Source organism: Cupriavidus sp. GW822-FHT02D05 (genome assembly GCF_058802485.1).
The window spans coordinates 1-17,204 of record NZ_JBXAOE010000015.1 but is presented as its reverse complement, the minus strand read 5'-3'; the positions used below and the strand labels follow the sequence as shown (position 1 = coordinate 17,204).

The following is a 17,204-nucleotide window of genomic DNA, read 5'->3' as shown; positions in this document are numbered from 1 at the left end:
TAAGACGCGGCAGTGACGGAGGTGGCGGAGGTGGGCGGCACGCAGATCATGGCGCGTGTCTCAGGGCTGCGCGGGCGCGGCTGCGTCCGTTGCATTGCTGTCGGCATCCTGGCTGGCATCGGTCTGGCTCCTCGCGGTTCCGGCGCGGCTGGACGCGCCCGTGAACAAATTACCCCAACTGTCGAAGCGGCGGTTAAACAGCACCGAAAGCCCGTTGATCGAGCCGCCCTTGGCAATCAGCGACCAGCGCCGCGAGAATGCCCAGGTCAGCTTGACCACGTTGCTGGCACTGGTCAGGCTCTGCTCATAGCCCGCCGAGATCTTTTCGGTCACGGCCTTGCCCACGCTGACCACCTGCTGGTCGTTGAGGCCGGCCGTGCTTGGCCCGATCGAAAACTCGTCGATGCCCAGATGCTGCACGATCCCCTTGCCCGCGCGCCCGCCCAGCATGCCCAGCGCGGCACCGCCCAGGGCCCCCGCACTCAGTTGCTGCTGCTGTCCGGCCGCGGCGCCTTCCGCGCCGTAGCCGAACATGAGCCATGACAGCTTATCCTCCTCCGGCACATTCGGCTCGGACACCAGCTTGACGCGCGGCAGGCGTACCGTGCCGGTCACCTCCACCCCCGCCTCCACTTCCTGGTTGCGGCGCATGGCGCGGATATTGAGGTTGGGATTGTCCACCGGCCCGTTGAAATTGACGATGCCGCGCTCGATGTTGAGCTTGCGCCCGAACGCTTCATAGGTGCCGTCGGTCACGCGGATGGTGCCGGTGGCGCGCAGCGGCGTCAGTGGGGCGCTGCGCACGCCAAGCTGCCCGCCCAGGCGCAGGTCCGCGCCGGCCCCGCGGAAGCGGAAATTGTCGCCAAGGTCGAGCGTGAGGTCGATCAGCGGGCTGAAGCGGCTGGCCGGCTTGGCCTCCGGCACCGGCGTGGCGGCGGTCTTGATCTCGCGCTGGTCGCGGCGGCGCACCACCACTACGTCGTCGCCCAGCTCCGGGGCGCCGGCCTTGGGCAGGTCGAACAAGCCGCGATCCACGCGGAACTTGCCGCGGATCACGATCTGGCGATTCTCGTTGGCGATGCTGGCATCACCGGAAATGATCAGCGTGCGCTCGGGGCTGGCAAAGAGCTGGAGCTTGTCGGCCACGATCTTGCCCGTCAGGTTGGGATCGGTGTCGCCCAGTTTCACGTTGCCGGTGGCCACGATCTTGCCGTCGCCGCCGCGGAACTCCACCTGCTTGAGCTCGATGGTGTTCTGGTCGAGCACCACGTGCACGATGCCATCGGTCAGCTGGATACCCAGGTCGTAGAGCGTGATGGCGATGCCGGTGCCGTCGATGTTGCCGGTAACGAGGGGCTGCCCGACGCTGCCCGCCAGTTGCAGGACTGCCGCCAGCTTGCCATCGAACGCGTATTGCGGGCCGCTCAGCGCCTCCAGCGACTTGATCTTCGGCACATCCAGCGAGACCTTGCCCGCCAGCGTGGAAGCCGGCGTCACCGTCATCAGGCCCTGCTCCTGGATCAGCCCGGCGGAGGCGTCTACCACCACCTTGCCGACCCGTGCGGCCTCGATGCCGCCTTTCAGGTTGACGCGGCTGCCGGCAAACTCGGCGCGCAGCGCGGTTTCTCCCAGGCCCAGCGCGGTGTAGCCCCGCCCGGCGCTCACCGAGACGTCGCCGCTGCGCCGGCGCAGCTCGGCAAAGCCGGAGGCAGACTCGGCCAGCGTGATGTTCCAGCGGCCGTCCAAGACCAGGTCCGAGCGCACCGGCGGCGCCTCGCCCGTCAAGGCCTCGGCCAGGCGCAGCACGTTGGCCACCTGCAGGCCATCGAGGTTGCCCTGGGTGCGGACGCGGCCGTGGTCGAAATCGAAGCTGTCCACAGTCACGCGGGCGCGCTCGAACTGCAGGCTGGCCGCGCCGAGATGCACGCGCTGGTCCGCCACCTGCAGTTGCGTCGGCGCGATCAGCCGCACGTTGACCGTGCCGCGCTCCTCCAAGGAGCCGATGGTGCCCTTCCAGCCGGCCGCCCCCTGCCAGGCGCCCTGCCCCGACAAGGCGAGTTGCATCGGCTTGTCGTGCAACGCGCCGGCCGCCTTCAGGTCGAAGGCATGGCTGGCCTGGGTGCCGCTGAGCGAGGCATCGAGCGTGCGCAGCGTGGCGACCGGGCCGCGATAGTCGCGGGCGTTCAGTTTCAGCGCGAGCGTGCCGTTCAGCCCCCCGCGCAACTCGGCGCTGCCGCTGGCGCTGGCCACGTGGTGCGGGCCCACCACCAGCGACTGCGCGGCATAGCTGGCCACGATCTCGGGCCGCGCCAGCGTGCCGGTGATGTCCGCGTCGAGCTTTAGCACGCCGGCCACGCCGAACTTGAGCCGATCGAGCTGCGGCGCGTCCACATGCACTTTCAGGCGGTCGCCGCGCGCGCCAAAGCTGCCGTTGATCTGGGCCTGGTTGCCGGCCATCTCCAGCGTGGCCTGGCTCGGCAGCAAGCGCTCGCCTGCCAGCCGCAGCTTGCCCTCGCCACGCATCGGCAGCCCTGCATAGACGCTGTCGCGCACCGCGAAGTCCAGCGCCACGCGGTGCTCCGGCGCTAGCGTGCCGCTGGCGGTGAAGTCCGCATTGATGCGCCCGGGCGCCACCTCGGCCACGCGGGCCGGGTCGAAATTGATCAGCTTGCCCTTGAAGCTGAAGGGCTGCGTGTCCTTCAGCGACAGCTTGCCATCGGCGTTAAGCGTGCCCGCGCCGATGCCGGCACGCAGCGAGGTCAACGTCACTGCCTCGGCATCCAGATGCGCATCGGCAAAGAGCTTGTACTCGCCGCCGGCCAGGTCCAGCGCCACGCTCTGGCGGCCGGGCTCCATCCGCAAGCTCACCGGCCCGGACAAGCGCACGCGCTTCAGGCTGCCATAGAGGGCCTGCGGGTCGAGGTCGCGCACGTCGAGGTCGAAGCCGCCGCGGCCATCGCGCAGCGCACCGCCGCCGCGGATCTCGCCGCCGCCGGCCAGCGCCACGTGCAGGTCGCGCACCATCTGCGCCACCTCGCTGACCTCGATATGCGCTTGCACCGATTCCACCGGCAGGCGCTCGGCGTCGAGCTTGCCGGCCTCGTGGTTGACGATGCGCACGTCGCCCGCCACGCGCAGGGGCGCGCTGTCGTGGGCGCTGCCAGGCTTGGCGGCGGGCGTGGAGGCCGACGTTGCAACTGCCGATGCCGATGCCGGCGGTGCCGCCGGGGCGCTGGCCGCTGCGCCCGGCACCGGCGTAGCCGCGCCATCCACCGGGCGCAACTCGGCCTGCACGGAAAGATTGGCACGCGGTGCCGAGGGGCTGAACAAGCGCGGATTGATGTGCTCGCCATTGACCAGCACATGGGTGAACGGCACCTTGCCAAACGGCGTCAGGTCCGCCTCGGCGCGGCCGCGCAGGCGATCACCGCTGGCCTCGGCTTGCGCGTGCAGCATGGCAAGCGAGCCACGCACATTGGCGCTGATGCTAAAGGATTCCTTCTGCCAGCTGCCCTCCAGCAGCGCGGCGCCGTTCAGCGCAAACGGCGCCTGGCCGGCGATCTGCGCATTGGCGGCCAGCTTGCCGTATGGCGTGACCAGCCGTTCCACGCTGATGCGGTGGCGTTGCCCGTCGGAATGCAGCGAGCCCGCCAGGTCGCTAAACACCATCTCGCTGGGCGTGGCCGGCGGCCCTTGCAGCAAGGTCAGGCGGTCCAGCGTGAGCGTATCCACGTCCACTGCCAATGGCAGTTCGAGCGATTTTGGCAAGGTGGCGGGCGCGCTGTCAGGCTGCGACGGCGGCAGGTACAGCGTGACGGCGCCCACGCGCAGTGCGCTGACATGCAAGCGGGTCGGCGACCAGCCAAGCGCCCAACTGCCGTCGACACGGTCAATCGTCACCCGTGTCTCGCCGCTGGCAAACACCACATCGCGCAACCGCAGGCCATGCGCCACCGTGCCGCCTTCGAGCTTGCCAGACAACGCGCCTGAGGACAGGCGCGTGGCCAGCGACCACAGCTGGCGCGTGCCGGCCTCCGTACGCAATGCTTGCACCACCGCCGCGAGCGCCGCCAGCACCAACAACAGCAGCACCACGACGCACCAGGCCAGCCAGCGCCCGAGGCGCGTGCGGCGCGGCCGTGCCGGCCCGGGCGGAACATCGCCGGAGGCGGGCACGGGAGGCATGTCGGGAATGCTCATGTGGCAAAACCCCTGCAACTGCGTTCATGGAGGCCGCCGTGCTGGCGGCCGGGCCGCATCGTCATCGTCAGAACAATCATCAGAACGCGACTCCCAGCGAGATATGCGGGCGGAACTGCTTTGCCTGGATGCCGTAGCCCACGTCGAGCTGCACCGGCCCCACCGGGCTGCGCCAGCGCGCGCCGATGCCCACGCCGTTGTAGAGCTTGACGCCCGTCAGGTTGTCGGTGGCCGTGCCCACGTCCCAGAAGATCGCGGCGCCCCAGTCATGCAGGAACCAGTACTGGTACTCCAGGCTCGCCGTGCCGAGGTACTTGGCCGGCAGCACGCTGGCGCCGTTGCGGGTACCGATCGACTGGTAGCCGTAGCCCCGGATCGAATCCGTGCCGCCCGCCCGAAAACGCAGCGAGGCGGGGATCTTGGTCACGTCGCCGTTGGTGATATCCGCGCCGAGCTCCAGCCTGGCCACCACCAGGTCGCGCTTGCCCACGGGCACATACTGGCGGATACGCCCGTACAGGCGGAAGAAGGTTTCGTCGCTCAGCATGTGCTTGGCGGCCACGCCCACCTGCGTGCTGATGACGTTGCCGCGGCGCGGGAACACCGGGTTGTCCACGTCGCGCCGCGTCCAGGCAAAGGCAGGCACCAGCGCCCGGCTGAGCTGGTTCGCCTCGCCGAAGGGCTGCAGGTTGTCGTAGTAATAGTCGAGCGAAATGGTGGTGTCGTACTTCTCGCGCGAGCGGGACCGTTTCAGGCCGGTGCGCAGGCTGGTCAGGTCGGTGCTTTCGAGGTCGATGGTGCGTTCGTAGCTGGCGTAGGCACTGTTGCGGTACGTCCTGCTGTCCGGCGGCATCGCGATCTCGCCGAATGCGTACTGGCGCTTTTGCTCGATGCGCGCTTGCGAGTCGAACACCCAGGCGCGGTTGAACAGGTTGTAGTACGAATATCGGCCTTCGACCTGGGCGCCGGTATCGGTGGTGTAGCCCACGCCGGACGACAGCCGATTGACGGGATACTCCCGCACCCTGACATACACCGGCACGGTGACCTTGTCGGCACTCATGTCAACCTTGGGCTCGGCGGCCCGGTCCGGACTGGTGTCGACAATCTTGCCGTCCTCCGTCGTCTCCTGCTCGCCAAGGTCGATCTGCACATTGGAGAAATACGGCTGGTTCTGGATCGCGCGCTGGAATTCCAGCAAACGCTCCACGCGGTACGGCTCGCCCTCATACAGCGGATTGACGTTGCGGATGATCTGCTCGGGATAGCGCCGCAGCCCACTGATCTTCAGCGGCCCCATGTTGTAGGCCGGGCCGCTGGCAAAGCGCGCGCTCAGGTCAGCCGCGTGCTCATCCGGCTCGATGCGGGCTTGCGAGCCGGTCAGGCGGGCGCCGTAGTAGGTGTTGCTCTGCAGCGCCACCAGGGCATCTTCCTTGGCCTTGTCCCAGTCCGCCTGGCGAAACGGCGCGGCTACCGGCAGGCCCCACTTGGCCCTGATTTCGGCGATCCGCTCCGGCGACTGGCTGGCGGCCGGGCCGCTCACGCTCAAGTCGACGGCGCGAATCACCGTGCGCGCGCCCAGCTCCACCGTGATGCGCACGGTGCGCTCGTCGCCGCTGCCGTCCACCTTGGTGGTGGTCTGCGGATCGAAATAGCCTTCGGTGGAAGTGAACTGGCGGACCTGCTCGCCCACGGTCTCGACCATATAGTTGAACTGGTCGGGCGAGATATCCTCGCGGGTGCGGTAGCGCGACAGGTCCAGGTGGTCCTGCAGGATTTCCTTGATCGGCTTGGGCGCGTCCACCTCGACTTTATAGGCGGCGGCAGCGGGCCCCGCGGATAGCGTCAGGGCCACCAGCAGCGGGTGCATCAGGCGGCGCAGCACGGCCGGCGCCACCGGCAGTCCGCCGGCAGGGGCGGCAAGGCCGGCGGGCATGGTGCACGGGTTCCCTGGGTCCATCCTCATCGATTGATGCACGTCACGCAAAGTCGATATTTGACCACACCCGCGCGGCCGGCCTGTCCGGCGCCGCCAAAAAGACCGCCACAAACGTCACTACAGCCGTCGCCGAAGGCGAGAGCACGGGATGAAAACGGCAGAATCGCGCGCAATCCCGTTGCCAGGCCCGCCGATACGGTAAAATCCCCGCTGTTTGTTAATTTCACCCTGTTTCCCGCCATGGCTGCCTACGAATCGGATATCACCCAGTTCCTGAAGTCGCTCAAGGACGAGCGCCCTTCCCTGGAAGCGGAGCAACGCCAGGGCCGCGCCCTGCTGTGGGACAAGAGCCCGATCAACCTCGAAGAACGTGCCCGTGCCGACGCCTCGCGCGTGGCGCAAAAGCCGTACGTCTACTCGCTGGACTAAAGCCCTTACCCGCCGCATCGCCCCACCCCCGAGCGAGCGCCCCTAGATGAACCAGAGCGAGCAGGACAAGCTGAAGCCGGCGATCGAGCTGCCGAGCGTGACGCCCGAGCAGGATTCCACGCCGGCCGCCGTCGACGGCATGGCGTTCGCACGCCTGTACGGCGAGCCCCTGTTCAAGCTGCCGCAGGACCTGTACATCCCGCCGGATGCGCTGGAAATCTTCCTGGAAGCGTTCGAGGGGCCGCTGGATCTGTTGCTTTACCTGATCCGCAAGCAGAACTTCAACGTCCTCGATATCCCGATGGCGCAAGTGACGCGTCAGTACCTCACGTATATCGAGCAGATCCGTAAGAGCAATCTTGAGCTGGCCGCCGAGTACCTGCTGATGGCCGCCATGCTGATCGAAATCAAGTCGCGGATGCTGCTGCCGGTGAAAAAGTCCGACAGCGACGACGAAGAAGAGGATCCGCGCGCCGAGCTGGTCCGCCGCCTGCTCGAATACGAGCAGATGAAGCTGGCGGCCATGCGTATCGACCAGGTGCCGCAGCTCGGGCGCGATTTCCTGCACTCGCAGGTCTACATCGAGCAGAGCATTGCGCCGCGCTTCCCCGATGTGGAAGTGGTGGACCTGCAGGCCGCCTGGGCCGACGTGATCAAGCGCGCCAGGCTCAACCAGCACCACAAGATCTCGCGCGAGGAATTGTCCGTTCGCGAGCACATGAGCCACATCCTGCGCCGCCTGCAGCATGCCCGCTTCATGGAGTTCAGCGAGCTCTTCGAAGACGCGGTGCGTTCCGGCAAGGGCGTGCCGGTGGTGGTGGTCAACTTCATCGCCATGCTTGAGCTATCGCGCGAAGCCCTGGTCGAGATCACCCAGGCCGAACCCTTCGCACCGATTTATGTGCGATTGGCGTACATTCCCAGCTAAGCCGCACCAATAGCGCCGCCCGCCTCGGGCCACATGCTCTACAATCCGCCGACAATCGGCGCCACCTAGAGCACCGGACCGGCCTCCCGGCGCACACCCGCGCCAGGGCATTCCTACCACGACCAGCACACCAACTTCATGAAAGTCATCTCCTCCATTCACGAGTTGCGGGACCAGTTGCGCGGGCAGAACCGGGCGGCGTTCGTGCCGACCATGGGCAACCTGCACGAAGGCCACCTGTCGCTGATGCGCCTGGCGCGCCAGCATGGTGACCCGGTGGTCGCGTCGATCTTCGTCAACCGGTTGCAGTTCGGCCCCAATGAGGATTTCGACAAGTACCCGCGCACGCTGCAGGACGACATCGAGAAGCTGCAAAAGGAAGGTGTCTATGTGCTGTTTGCGCCCACCGAGCGCGACATGTACCCGGAGCCGCAGGAATACCGCGTGGAGCCGCCGCACGACCTGGGCGACATCCTGGAAGGCGAGTTCCGCCCCGGCTTCTTCAAGGGCGTATGCACCGTAGTGATGAAGCTGCTGTCCTGCGCGCAGCCGCGCGTGGCCGTGTTCGGCAAGAAGGACTACCAGCAACTGATGATCGTGCGCCGCATGGTCCATCAGTTCGCGCTGCCGATCGACATCATCCCCGCCGAAACCGTGCGCGCTGAAGACGGCCTGGCCTTGTCCTCGCGCAACCGCTACCTGACGCCCGACGAGCGCACCGAAGCCCCGGTGCTCTACAAGACACTGCACGAAGTGCGCGACACCGTCCTGGCCGCCAACAGCGCCAGCGCGGACCTCGCCGCCATCGAAGCCAGCGCCAAGGCCGCCCTGCAAGCCCGCGGCTGGCAACCCGACTACGTCGCCATCCGCAAGCGCGTGGACCTGCAAGCCCCCACCCGCGAAGAATATGTAGCCGGCGAACCGCTGGTCATCCTGACCGCAGCCAAGCTAGGCGCGACCCGGTTGATCGACAACCTGGAAATCTGACGAAATCGAGGCCTGGAAGCGGAAGCCCCCAGGCCTCAAACTGTCACCCATGTGATTGAACTCGGATGACAACCGTGCGATGACGCACGGCAACCGTTCGTCTTAGCCGTGTGACCCGCCCTGAAGGCGGGGAACACCCCAGCGCGATGCGAAGCGAGCCGTCAAGATGTGCCAAGGCCGTATGGGGCGAGGGGGTGTCGCCCCATCCGGCGCGCCTTTTTTGCCTACTTTTTTGGCAAGACAAAAAAGTAGGTCGCCGCCCCGCAGGGGTGGTGAAACTGCAGTTGAATTTGCAGTTAAGCCGTTGAATTTAAAGCTGATTCTGCAGCCACAGACAACCGGCAATCAAACCTCCACCGCCTCCTCCCGCACCACCTTAACGCCCTTAGCACCGCTAGCCCTCTCCATCGTCCGCACAACATGCCGCCGATGCCCCCGCCTACGCTTCCACCAGATCAACACCCCGGTAACAGCAAACATCAACGGCACCACCCCGAACACCGAAATAAACGCCCGCCCCACCCATCCGAACGCCTCCCCGGTATGCAGCGGATACATCCAGTTAAGAAAAGTATCCCCAGCCGGCGCATCCATCGGATCGCGAACCCCGAGCCGCTTGCCCGTATGGGCATCCAGCCAGAGCCGCGTAGCCCCGCTGCCCTGGCGGACTTCCCCCGGCTGGCGCAGCCGCACCTCAAACGGATCCCCCGCCTTGCGCGGAAAGCTGACCCGCGTCACCAGCGCCGCAGGATAAAGCGCCTGAGCCCCGCTCACGGCCTGCGCCACGCCTAGCAGCGGCGTGCCCTCGGGCGCTGCCGCCGATGCCGGCTTGCCGGGCGGCGACACCGTCATCACGCTAGCCACGATCGGCGTCACCCACTTGGGCAAATCCAGGTACCAGCCGGAAAACGCCATCGTCGCCAGCACCGGCGCCGCAAAAATGCCAGCCGTACGATGCAGCGAGTAATTAAAACGCGACCACGAGCCGCCATGGCTGATGCGAAACGCATTGAGCACCGCGCGCGGCTTGAGCTTGGGCCACCACAGCACAACCCCACCGATCACCAGAATCAGCAACAGCATCCCGGTGATGCCCAGGATCGTGCGGCCCGTCTCGCCAGAGAGCAGGTAGTGGTGCACCTGGAACAAGGTGGGCAGCAGCAACGGGCGCGACAGGCCGGGCTCGCCCCAGACCCGCTCGCCCTTCACGGCCAATGTGACGGGATCGACCATCACCTGGCGCGAGCGCCCGGCGTTGGGCGTGCCCTTGAGCGGGTACCAGGCGATAAACACCTCATGCGGCGCGGACGGCAGCATCAGCAAGGTGGGGCGGCCATAGCGCGGGTCGGCCTGCAGCCGCTCGGCGACCGCCTGCACCGTGGCCGGCGCTACCGGCATGGGTACTTCGGCCGACGCCGTCAGCAGCGCCGGGTTCAGCAGGGCTTCCAGCTCATCGCGCCAGGCGATGACGGTGCCGGTCAGGCCCAGCATGACAAAGAGCAGGCCCAGCCACAAGCCGAGATACAGGTGAATCTTGACGAAAACAACGCGCAGGCGGCCGGTGACCATGGGAAGCGGGAGCAGATTTGGGGGTTGTGGGGATTGTGTTTTCGGACCCCATGCCGGCGTGAGATGAACGCATCACGCCGCCATAATGAGAATGCGAAAGATTCGCGATTCTAACAGGCAGGGCCTGCCAGTGCGTGACAGGCGCGGGACCATGGCGAGGCTTGCCGGGATTGCGGCAGAATGTGGATCGCGCCCATTGCAGGCCCCGGACGACTCCCTTGAAGATGACCCATTCCATCGAATTGCTTCCTGCCGACCCTCACGACGCCGCGCTGATTGCCGATCTGCACACGCAGAGTTGGCGCCATGCCTACAGTGGCCTGTTGCCGGCGGAATACCTGGAGCACGAAGCACCGGCCCAGCGCGCGCAGGCCTGGCAGGCTCGCCTGGCCGATGGCGCCGATGGCCCGGTGGAAGTCACGCTCGTGCGCGTGGACGGCACGCCCGCCGGCTTTGCCTGCCTGCAACCCGAGGCCGAGCCGCAATATGGCGTGTATCTGGACAATTTGCATGTGATGCCGGGATGGCACGGGCTAGGGCTTGGCAAGCGCCTCTTCGCGCATTGCGCGCAGCGTGCCGCCGTTGGCTGGCCCGGGCAGCCCCTCTTTCTCTATGTGCTGGACGGCAACACCCAGGCGCGCGAGTTCTACCGGCGCCTGGACGGCGTGGAGAGCGAGGCGTTCGACGACCAGTTTCCCGGCGCCGATCTGATCGTGGCCGTGCGCCGGGTGAGCTGGCCCTCCGTGGATGCCTTGCTCAGGCGGCTGGGCGCCTCGCCAGCGCCGGCTGCTCCAGCCAGCCGATGATCGGCTGCCACTGCTCCCAGTCCCGCGCCACGCGTGACGGCGCCACATCCCACAGCGTCAGGCCGTGCGCGGCAAGCTGCACGTAGTTCTGGGTATCGCGCAGAAAGCCCAGCACCGGCAGCCCCAGCCCCGCGACAAAGCGCTGCAGCTGCTCGGCCGCGCGGGTGCGCAGGTCGACCCGCATGCCGATCACGCCCACCTCCACTTCGCCGTGGCGCACGCGCTTGTCATCGGCGAGCCGGGTGAGGAAATCCTGGGTGGCAAGGATATCGAACAGGGACGGTTGCAGCGGCACCACCACGCGGTGGGCCAGTTTCATCACATCGTTGAAGCGCCAGCCATGCAGGCCGGCCGGAGTATCCAGCACCACATGGGTAGTGCCTTTGGGGGGGCGCGCGATCTGGTCGGCGCTGATGTCCCAGGTGCGGATGGCCGGAGCCGAGGCCGGGCGCAAACCCAGCCAGGCTCGCGAGGATTGCTGCCGGTCCGTGTCGCCCAGCATCACGGCTTGGCCGGCGCTGGCGAAGTAGCCCGCCAGGTTGGTGGCCAGCGTGGTCTTGCCTACGCCACCTTTGGGATTGGCGATCACGACTACGGGCATGGTTGTCTCCGCAATGGCTTTCCATGGCAGCGCCGCCGGCGGGCGCGCCGCTCCGGGCTCCGCCATGGCCCTGCCGCTGGCCGCTGCCGGGCCCTGGCGGAGCGGGCCCGCCTGCGAGTTTAGCAGTTGCCGCGGCGGGCGGCCGAGCCTGCTTGGACAGCCGCTTTGACACCCGCTATGACGCCTGCAGCGGCGCCAGCAAGGCATCCATGTCCAGGTGCGCGACGAGCGTATCGGCCAGGCGCTCCAGCGAGGCCTCGCGCAGCGCGGCCAGGTCGACGCCTTCCGCCCGCGCCAGCCCGGCCCAGCGCAGCAGTGCGCCGCAAGCCTGCGGCTGGTCGAACAGCCCGTGCACATAGGAGGCCAGCACCTGCCCGTCCTCCGATTGCGCGCCGTCCGGGCGCTCGCCTTCCAGCCATAGCGCGGGGCGCGCCAGCGCGGGGCCTGTGGTCACGCCCATATGGATCTCGTAGCCTTGCACGGCGGCCTCGGCGGCCTCGGTGGCGCCATCCAGCGCCAGCCGGCCGCTCACCACGCGCAGCTGCTTGTGCGGCGCCAGCACAGTGTCGTAGTCGAGCAGGCCAAAACCTTCGCTGCTGCCGGCCTTGCCCTCGTTGCCTGCGGGGTCATCCACGCGCCGGCCCAGCATCTGCATGCCGCCGCAAATACCGATGACCTTGCCGCCATAGCGCAGGTGCCGCAGCAAGGCTGGCTCCCAGCCATTGGCACGCAGGAAGGCCAGGTCGGCGCGCACGCTCTTGCTGCCCGGCAGCACGATCAGGTCCGCCGGCGGGATCGGCATGCCGGGGCCGATAAAGCGCAGGTCCACCTGCGGATGCGCGCGCAGCGCATCGAAATCCGTGTGATTGGAAATGCGCGGCAGCACCGGCACGATCACGCGCAGCAGTTCGCCCCGCTTGGCCGCCTGCGCGCCGATGATGGCGTCCTCGGCATCCAGGTGCAAGCCGTGCAGGTAGGGCAGCACGCCCAGCACGGGCTTGCCGGTGCGCGCCTCCAGCCAGTCCAGCCCGGGCTGCAGCAGCGCGATATCGCCGCGGAAGCGGTTGATGATGAAGCCCTTGATGCGCGCGCGCTCCGACGCCGACAAGCAGTCCAGCGTGCCCACCAGATGAGCGAACACGCCGCCGCGGTCGATGTCGGCCACCAGCACCACCGGGCAGTCCACCGCTTCGGCAAACCCCATATTGGCGATGTCGCGCTCGCGCAGGTTGATCTCCGCCGGGCTGCCGGCGCCTTCCACCATCACCACCTCGTAGGCGCTGGACAGGCGCTGGTGCGACGCCAGCACCGCCTGCATCGCCACCGGCTTGTAAGCGTGATAGGCCCGCGCGTCCAGGTCCATCCGCGCCTGGCCGTGGATGATGATCTGAGCGCCCGTATCGCTGCTCGGCTTGAGCAGCACCGGGTTCATATCGGTGTGCGGCGCCAGCCCGGCGGCGGCGGCCTGCAAGGCCTGGGCGCGCCCGATCTCGCCACCGTCCGCGGTGACCGCGCTGTTGAGCGCCATGTTCTGCGGCTTGAACGGGACCACGCGCACGCCGGCGCGCGCCAGCACCCGGCACAGGCCAGCCACCAGCGTGCTCTTGCCCGCGTCGGAGGTAGTGCCCTGCACCATCAAGGTACCGCGCAAGCCACCCGGCAATGCCGCGCCAGCGGCTTCGGAGGAATTTTTTTGCATCGTGGGATTATCGCATCGGCGGCCCGCGGCGCTGCCCGGTGCGCGGGCCACTGCGGGCGTGCGATCCATGGATGCGCCCGCTACAATACCCGGATGACCCCGGCCAACGCTTCCGCCACCGCCACCGAGCCCGTGCGCGCATCCACCCATGCGCCGGCCAGCGAACGCTCGCCCCAGGCTGCAGCCGCGCCGCACGCCGCTGCCGTCCCGGGCCGCGCGCGCCAGCTCACGCTGGTGCTGGGCGGCGCGCGCTCCGGCAAGAGCCACTTCGCCGAGCAGATGGCCGCCGACCATGCCGCTGCCACCGGCGGCCCCGTTACCTATATCGCTACCGCACGCCACGGCCAGGACAGCGCCGACGAAGAGATGGAGGTGCGCATCGCGCTGCACCGCGCGCGGCGCCCGGCCGAGTGGGGCCTGGTCGAAGCACCGCTGCATCTGGCCGATGCGCTATATGCCCATGCCACCCACGATGGCTGCATCCTGGTCGACTGCGTCACGCTGTGGCTCAACAACCTGCTGTTCCTCGATGCGCGCAGTTATCCCGAGCATGGCCTGGTAACGCCACCGGCCGCCTTCACCGAGGAAATCGACGCGCTGCTGACCGCGCTGCCCACCCTGCCCGGGCACGTGATCCTGGTCTCCAACGAGATCGGCTTCGGCGTGGTGCCGATGGGCGCCATCACCCGCTTCTATGTCGACGAGCTGGGCCGCCTGAACCAGAAGCTGGCCGCCGCAGCGGACCGCGTGCGCCTGCTGGTAGCCGGCATCCCTGTCAGCGTGAAAGGCGCCGACCCGGCGTGATGTCGTGGCTGCCATCGCTGCCATCGCTGTCTTCATGGTGGCCGTTTCCCCTGTTCAGCTGGCAAGCCTGCGTGGCCGCGGCGGTAGCCGGCGTCTTGCTGGACCAATGGCTGGGCGAGCCGCGCCGCTGGCATCCGCTGGTTGGCTTCGGCCGCCTTGCGGCAGCGCTTGAGCGCCGCCTGAACCGCGGCCAGGCTGGCGCGCCACTGCGCCAGCGGCTCACCGGCCTGGCGGCCTGGGCGCTGATGGTACTGGTGCCGGCCGCGCTGGCCGCGCTGCTGGTGCATGTCGCCGCGCAGTTCAGCGCGGCGCTGGCGTGGCTGCTGCAAGCGCTGGCACTCTACGCGGCACTGGGCGCGCGCAGCCTGGCCCAGCATATCGCGCCGATCGCCACCGCTCTCACGCAGGGCAATCTCGCCGATGCGCGCCAGCTCACGGCACGCATCGTCTCGCGCGACACCACCGACGCGGATACCGAAGCGCTGGCCCGCGCCGCCTGCGAATCGGCGCTGGAGAATGGCAACGACGCCATCTTCGGCGCCTTGTTCTGGTTCCTGGTCGGCGGCGCGCCCGCCGTGGTCGCCTATCGCCTGGCCAACACGCTCGATGCGATGTGGGGCTACCGCACGCCGCGCCTGCTGTATTTCGGCTGGGCGGCTGCGCGGCTTGACGATGTGCTCAACCTGGCGCCCGCCCGCCTGACCGCGCTCTCGTACGCGCTGCTCGGGCGCACTGCCCAGGCGCTGCGCTGCTGGCGCGCGCAGGCGCCGGCATGGTCCAGTCCCAATGCGGGCCCGGTCATGGCGGCCGGCGCCGGTGCCGTCGGCGTGGCGCTGGGCGGCCCTGCCCGCTATCACGGGGAATGGGAAGAGCGCCCGCCGCTGGGCATGGGGCACGCGCCCGGCGCGGCCGATGTGCACGCCTGCCTGCGCCTTGTTCAACGCACGCTGTGGCTATGGCTGGCCGCCGCCGGCGCCAGCGCCGCCCTCCTTCACTACGGCATCGCATGAGTACTCCGATCCGCCACGGCGGCGACCTGCTCGCCGCCGTGCGCCGCCATGGCCGTCCGCTCGAAGACTGGCTCGATCTGTCCACCGGCATCAACCCGGACGGCTATCCCGTGCCCGCCCTGCCCGCCGACGCATGGCAGCGGCTGCCGCAAGATGACGACGGCCTGGCCGAACTGGCCGCGCAAGCTTACGGCGCGCCGCGCGCCCTGCCGGTGGCCGGCTCGCAGGCCGCCATCCGCACGCTGCCGCAACTGCTCAAGCCCGGGCGCGTCGGCGTGGCGGTGCAGGGATACAGCGAATACGCTCCCGCCTTCGCACGCGCGGGGCATGAGGTTGTGCCGCTCGTGGAGACGGATTTCGCCCGTGCGGACCTGGCCGCGCAGCTCGATCACCTCGTGGTGGTGAACCCGAACAACCCGACCGGGCGCACGCTCGCGCAAGCCACGCTGCGGGCATGGCACGCGGATCTCGCCGCGCGTGGCGGCACGCTGCTGCTCGACGAAGCCTTCATGGATTGCACACCCGAGCGCTCGCTGGCCGCGCTGGCGGATCGCCCCGGCATGGTGGTGCTGCGCTCGCTGGGCAAGTTCTACGGCCTGGCCGGCGTGCGCTGCGGCTTTGTGCTGGCCGAGCCCACGCTGCTGGCAGCGCTGGCCGAGCAGCTCGGCCACTGGACCGTGGCCGGCCCGGCGCGTGCGGTGGCGCGCATGGCCCTGGCCGACCGCGCCTGGCAGGCCGCCACGCGCGACCGTTTGCAGCAGGCCGGCATCCGGCTCGCGACACTGCTGCGCAAGCACGGCCTGACGCCCGTGGGCCGCCCCTTGTTCAGCTGGGTGCCGCATGCCGATGCCGCGCGCCTGCACGAAGCGCTCGCGCGGCAAGGCGTGTGGACGCGGTTGTTCGACGCACCGCCGGGCATCCCTGGCGCGTTGCCAAGCCTGCGCCTGGGTTTGCCACCAGCGCAGGAGCCAGCATGGCAACGGCTCGATGCGGCACTGGCCCAAGCCCTTGCAACAACGCGCTCCGACACAAGCACCCTATCCAGCTAACGCCCGATGCCCCCTACCTCGATCACTACCCGTGCCCTGCTGGTCCTCGCCACACTGCTGGGCGGCGGCCTTTGCAGCCACGCCGGCGCCGCCGTATCCGTGGTCGATGACGCCGGCCAGACCGTCACGCTGGACCAGCCCGCGCGCCGCGTGATCTCGCTCGCGCCGCACGTCACCGAAATGCTCTACGCCGCCGGCGGCGGCTCGCGCATCGTCGGCACCGTAAGCTACAGCGACTACCCGCCACAGGCCCGCGACATCCCCCGGGTCGGCGACAACAAGGCACTGGATCTCGAACGCATCGCCGCGCTCAAGCCCGACCTGATCGTGGTGTGGCGCCACGGCAATGCGCAGAAACAAACCGACCGCCTGCGCGCGCTCGGCCTGCCGCTGTTCTACAGCGAGCCGCGCAAGCTCGAAGGCATCCCCAGCAATATCGAGAGAATGGGCGTGCTGCTCGGCACCGAGCCCACCGCCAACAGCGCCGCCACCAGTTTCCGCCAGCAGATCGACAAACTGCGCCAGACCTATGCGGCGCGTGCGCCGGTGACGGTGTTCTACCAGGTATGGCAACAACCGCTGATGACGCTCAGCGGCCAGCACCTGATCAGCGACGTGCTCGCGCTATGCGGCGGCCGCAACCTGTTCGCCAACGAAGCGCTGCTGGTGCCGACGGTCTCGGTGGAATCCGTGGTAGCCGGCAACCCGGAAGTCATGATGACCGCCAGCATGGGCGCGACCCGCTCCGACCGGCCGCTGCCGGACTTCGCCATGTGGGAACGCTGGAAACAGGTAACCGCCGTGGCGCGTGGCAACCTCTACGCCATCGACGGCGACCTGGTCAACCGGGCCGGACCACGCATCGCCCAAGGCGCGGAAGTCGTGTGCAAGGATCTGGACAACGCAAGGCGCAAACGGCCAGCGCAGTAGGAGCGAGACAGTGGGTCAGGTCTGACATCTCGTACTTAACGAGCGACCTCTCCCCCGGCCCCTCTCCCACAAGTGGGAGAGGGGAGCCAACCAGCGCAAGATCAACCAACTGTGGTAGCCGTGATTCCCGCCCGAAGGGGCGGGAATCACCCACGGCGATGCGCAGCGAGCCGTGGAGGTGTGCCAAGGCCGTATGGGGCGCCTCGGGATTCGGCGAAAAGAGCGGAAACGAGGGACCCATGTCTGAGTATCG

At 68.2% G+C, this 17,204-nt stretch carries 13 protein-coding genes; 8 read left to right on the top strand and 5 right to left on the bottom strand.

From position 1 onward, the window contains the following. Window positions 1-60 precede the first annotated feature (60 nt). Window positions 61-4,200: a translocation/assembly module TamB domain-containing protein gene (locus tag AC1RQK_RS20350; RefSeq protein ID WP_492810790.1), complete on the bottom strand. Its 4,140-nt coding sequence runs from the start codon at window positions 4,198-4,200 to the stop codon at window positions 61-63. 79 nt (window positions 4,201-4,279) lie between these two features. Then, window positions 4,280-6,136, bottom strand: a complete 1,857-nt coding sequence (locus tag AC1RQK_RS20345) for an autotransporter assembly complex protein TamA (RefSeq protein WP_492810788.1) — start codon at window positions 6,134-6,136, stop codon at window positions 4,280-4,282. Window positions 6,137-6,379: 243 nt separating this feature from the next. Between AC1RQK_RS20345 and AC1RQK_RS20340 the strand changes: the two genes are divergently transcribed. The 3 genes from AC1RQK_RS20340 to panC all read left to right on the top strand — a co-directional run bounded on the left by AC1RQK_RS20340 (window position 6,380) and on the right by panC (window position 8,483). Then, a complete protein-coding gene (locus tag AC1RQK_RS20340; RefSeq protein ID WP_006160566.1) occupies window positions 6,380-6,568 on the top strand; it encodes a DUF3460 family protein in 189 nt (62 codons plus the stop codon). Between the two features lie 46 nt (window positions 6,569-6,614). Beyond that, on the top strand, window positions 6,615-7,496 hold the full coding sequence (locus AC1RQK_RS20335) for a segregation and condensation protein A (RefSeq protein WP_174422669.1): 882 nt from the start codon (window positions 6,615-6,617) through the stop codon (window positions 7,494-7,496). 138 nt (window positions 7,497-7,634) lie between these two features. Next, complete coding sequence (gene panC, locus AC1RQK_RS20330) at window positions 7,635-8,483, top strand: pantoate--beta-alanine ligase (protein ID WP_492374967.1); 849 nt, start codon at window positions 7,635-7,637, stop codon at window positions 8,481-8,483. Window positions 8,484-8,828: 345 nt separating this feature from the next. On the opposite strand, the gene AC1RQK_RS20325 is transcribed toward panC, so the two are convergent. Continuing rightward, window positions 8,829-10,052, bottom strand: a complete 1,224-nt coding sequence (locus AC1RQK_RS20325) for a PepSY-associated TM helix domain-containing protein (RefSeq protein ID WP_492810785.1) — start codon at window positions 10,050-10,052, stop codon at window positions 8,829-8,831. A 224-nt stretch (window positions 10,053-10,276) separates the two neighbouring features. Between AC1RQK_RS20325 and AC1RQK_RS20320 the strand changes: the two genes are divergently transcribed. Further along, window positions 10,277-10,858, top strand: coding sequence for a GNAT family N-acetyltransferase (locus AC1RQK_RS20320; RefSeq protein ID WP_492810783.1), 582 nt, complete (start codon window positions 10,277-10,279; stop codon window positions 10,856-10,858). On the opposite strand, the gene AC1RQK_RS20315 is transcribed toward AC1RQK_RS20320, so the two are convergent. Both AC1RQK_RS20315 and AC1RQK_RS20310 read right to left on the bottom strand, forming a co-directional pair. Further along, window positions 10,809-11,459, bottom strand: coding sequence for a nucleotide-binding protein (locus tag AC1RQK_RS20315; protein WP_492810781.1), 651 nt, complete (start codon window positions 11,457-11,459; stop codon window positions 10,809-10,811). The two genes, AC1RQK_RS20320 and AC1RQK_RS20315, sit on opposite strands and share 50 nt — an antisense overlap. A 175-nt stretch (window positions 11,460-11,634) precedes the next feature. Then, window positions 11,635-13,158: a cobyric acid synthase gene (locus AC1RQK_RS20310; RefSeq protein WP_492810779.1), complete on the bottom strand. Its 1,524-nt coding sequence runs from the start codon at window positions 13,156-13,158 to the stop codon at window positions 11,635-11,637. 93 nt (window positions 13,159-13,251) lie between these two features. Between AC1RQK_RS20310 and cobU the strand changes: the two genes are divergently transcribed. The 4 genes from cobU to AC1RQK_RS20290 are packed head-to-tail and all read left to right on the top strand — an operon-like array spanning window position 13,252 to window position 16,951. Further along, window positions 13,252-13,962 (top strand): bifunctional adenosylcobinamide kinase/adenosylcobinamide-phosphate guanylyltransferase, encoded by a 711-nt coding sequence (gene cobU / locus AC1RQK_RS20305; protein WP_492810777.1) that lies wholly within the window; start codon window positions 13,252-13,254, stop codon window positions 13,960-13,962. After that, window positions 13,962-14,972, top strand: a complete 1,011-nt coding sequence (gene cbiB / locus AC1RQK_RS20300) for an adenosylcobinamide-phosphate synthase CbiB (RefSeq protein WP_492810984.1) — start codon at window positions 13,962-13,964, stop codon at window positions 14,970-14,972. Before cobU ends, cbiB begins: the two co-directional genes overlap by 1 nt. Next, window positions 14,969-16,021, top strand: coding sequence for a threonine-phosphate decarboxylase CobD (gene cobD / locus AC1RQK_RS20295; RefSeq protein ID WP_492810775.1), 1,053 nt, complete (start codon window positions 14,969-14,971; stop codon window positions 16,019-16,021). Before cbiB ends, cobD begins: the two co-directional genes overlap by 4 nt. Before the next feature lie 6 nt (window positions 16,022-16,027). Continuing rightward, a complete protein-coding gene (locus AC1RQK_RS20290; protein ID WP_492375201.1) occupies window positions 16,028-16,951 on the top strand; it encodes a cobalamin-binding protein in 924 nt (307 codons plus the stop codon). The last annotated feature ends 253 nt before the right edge of the window (window positions 16,952-17,204 follow it).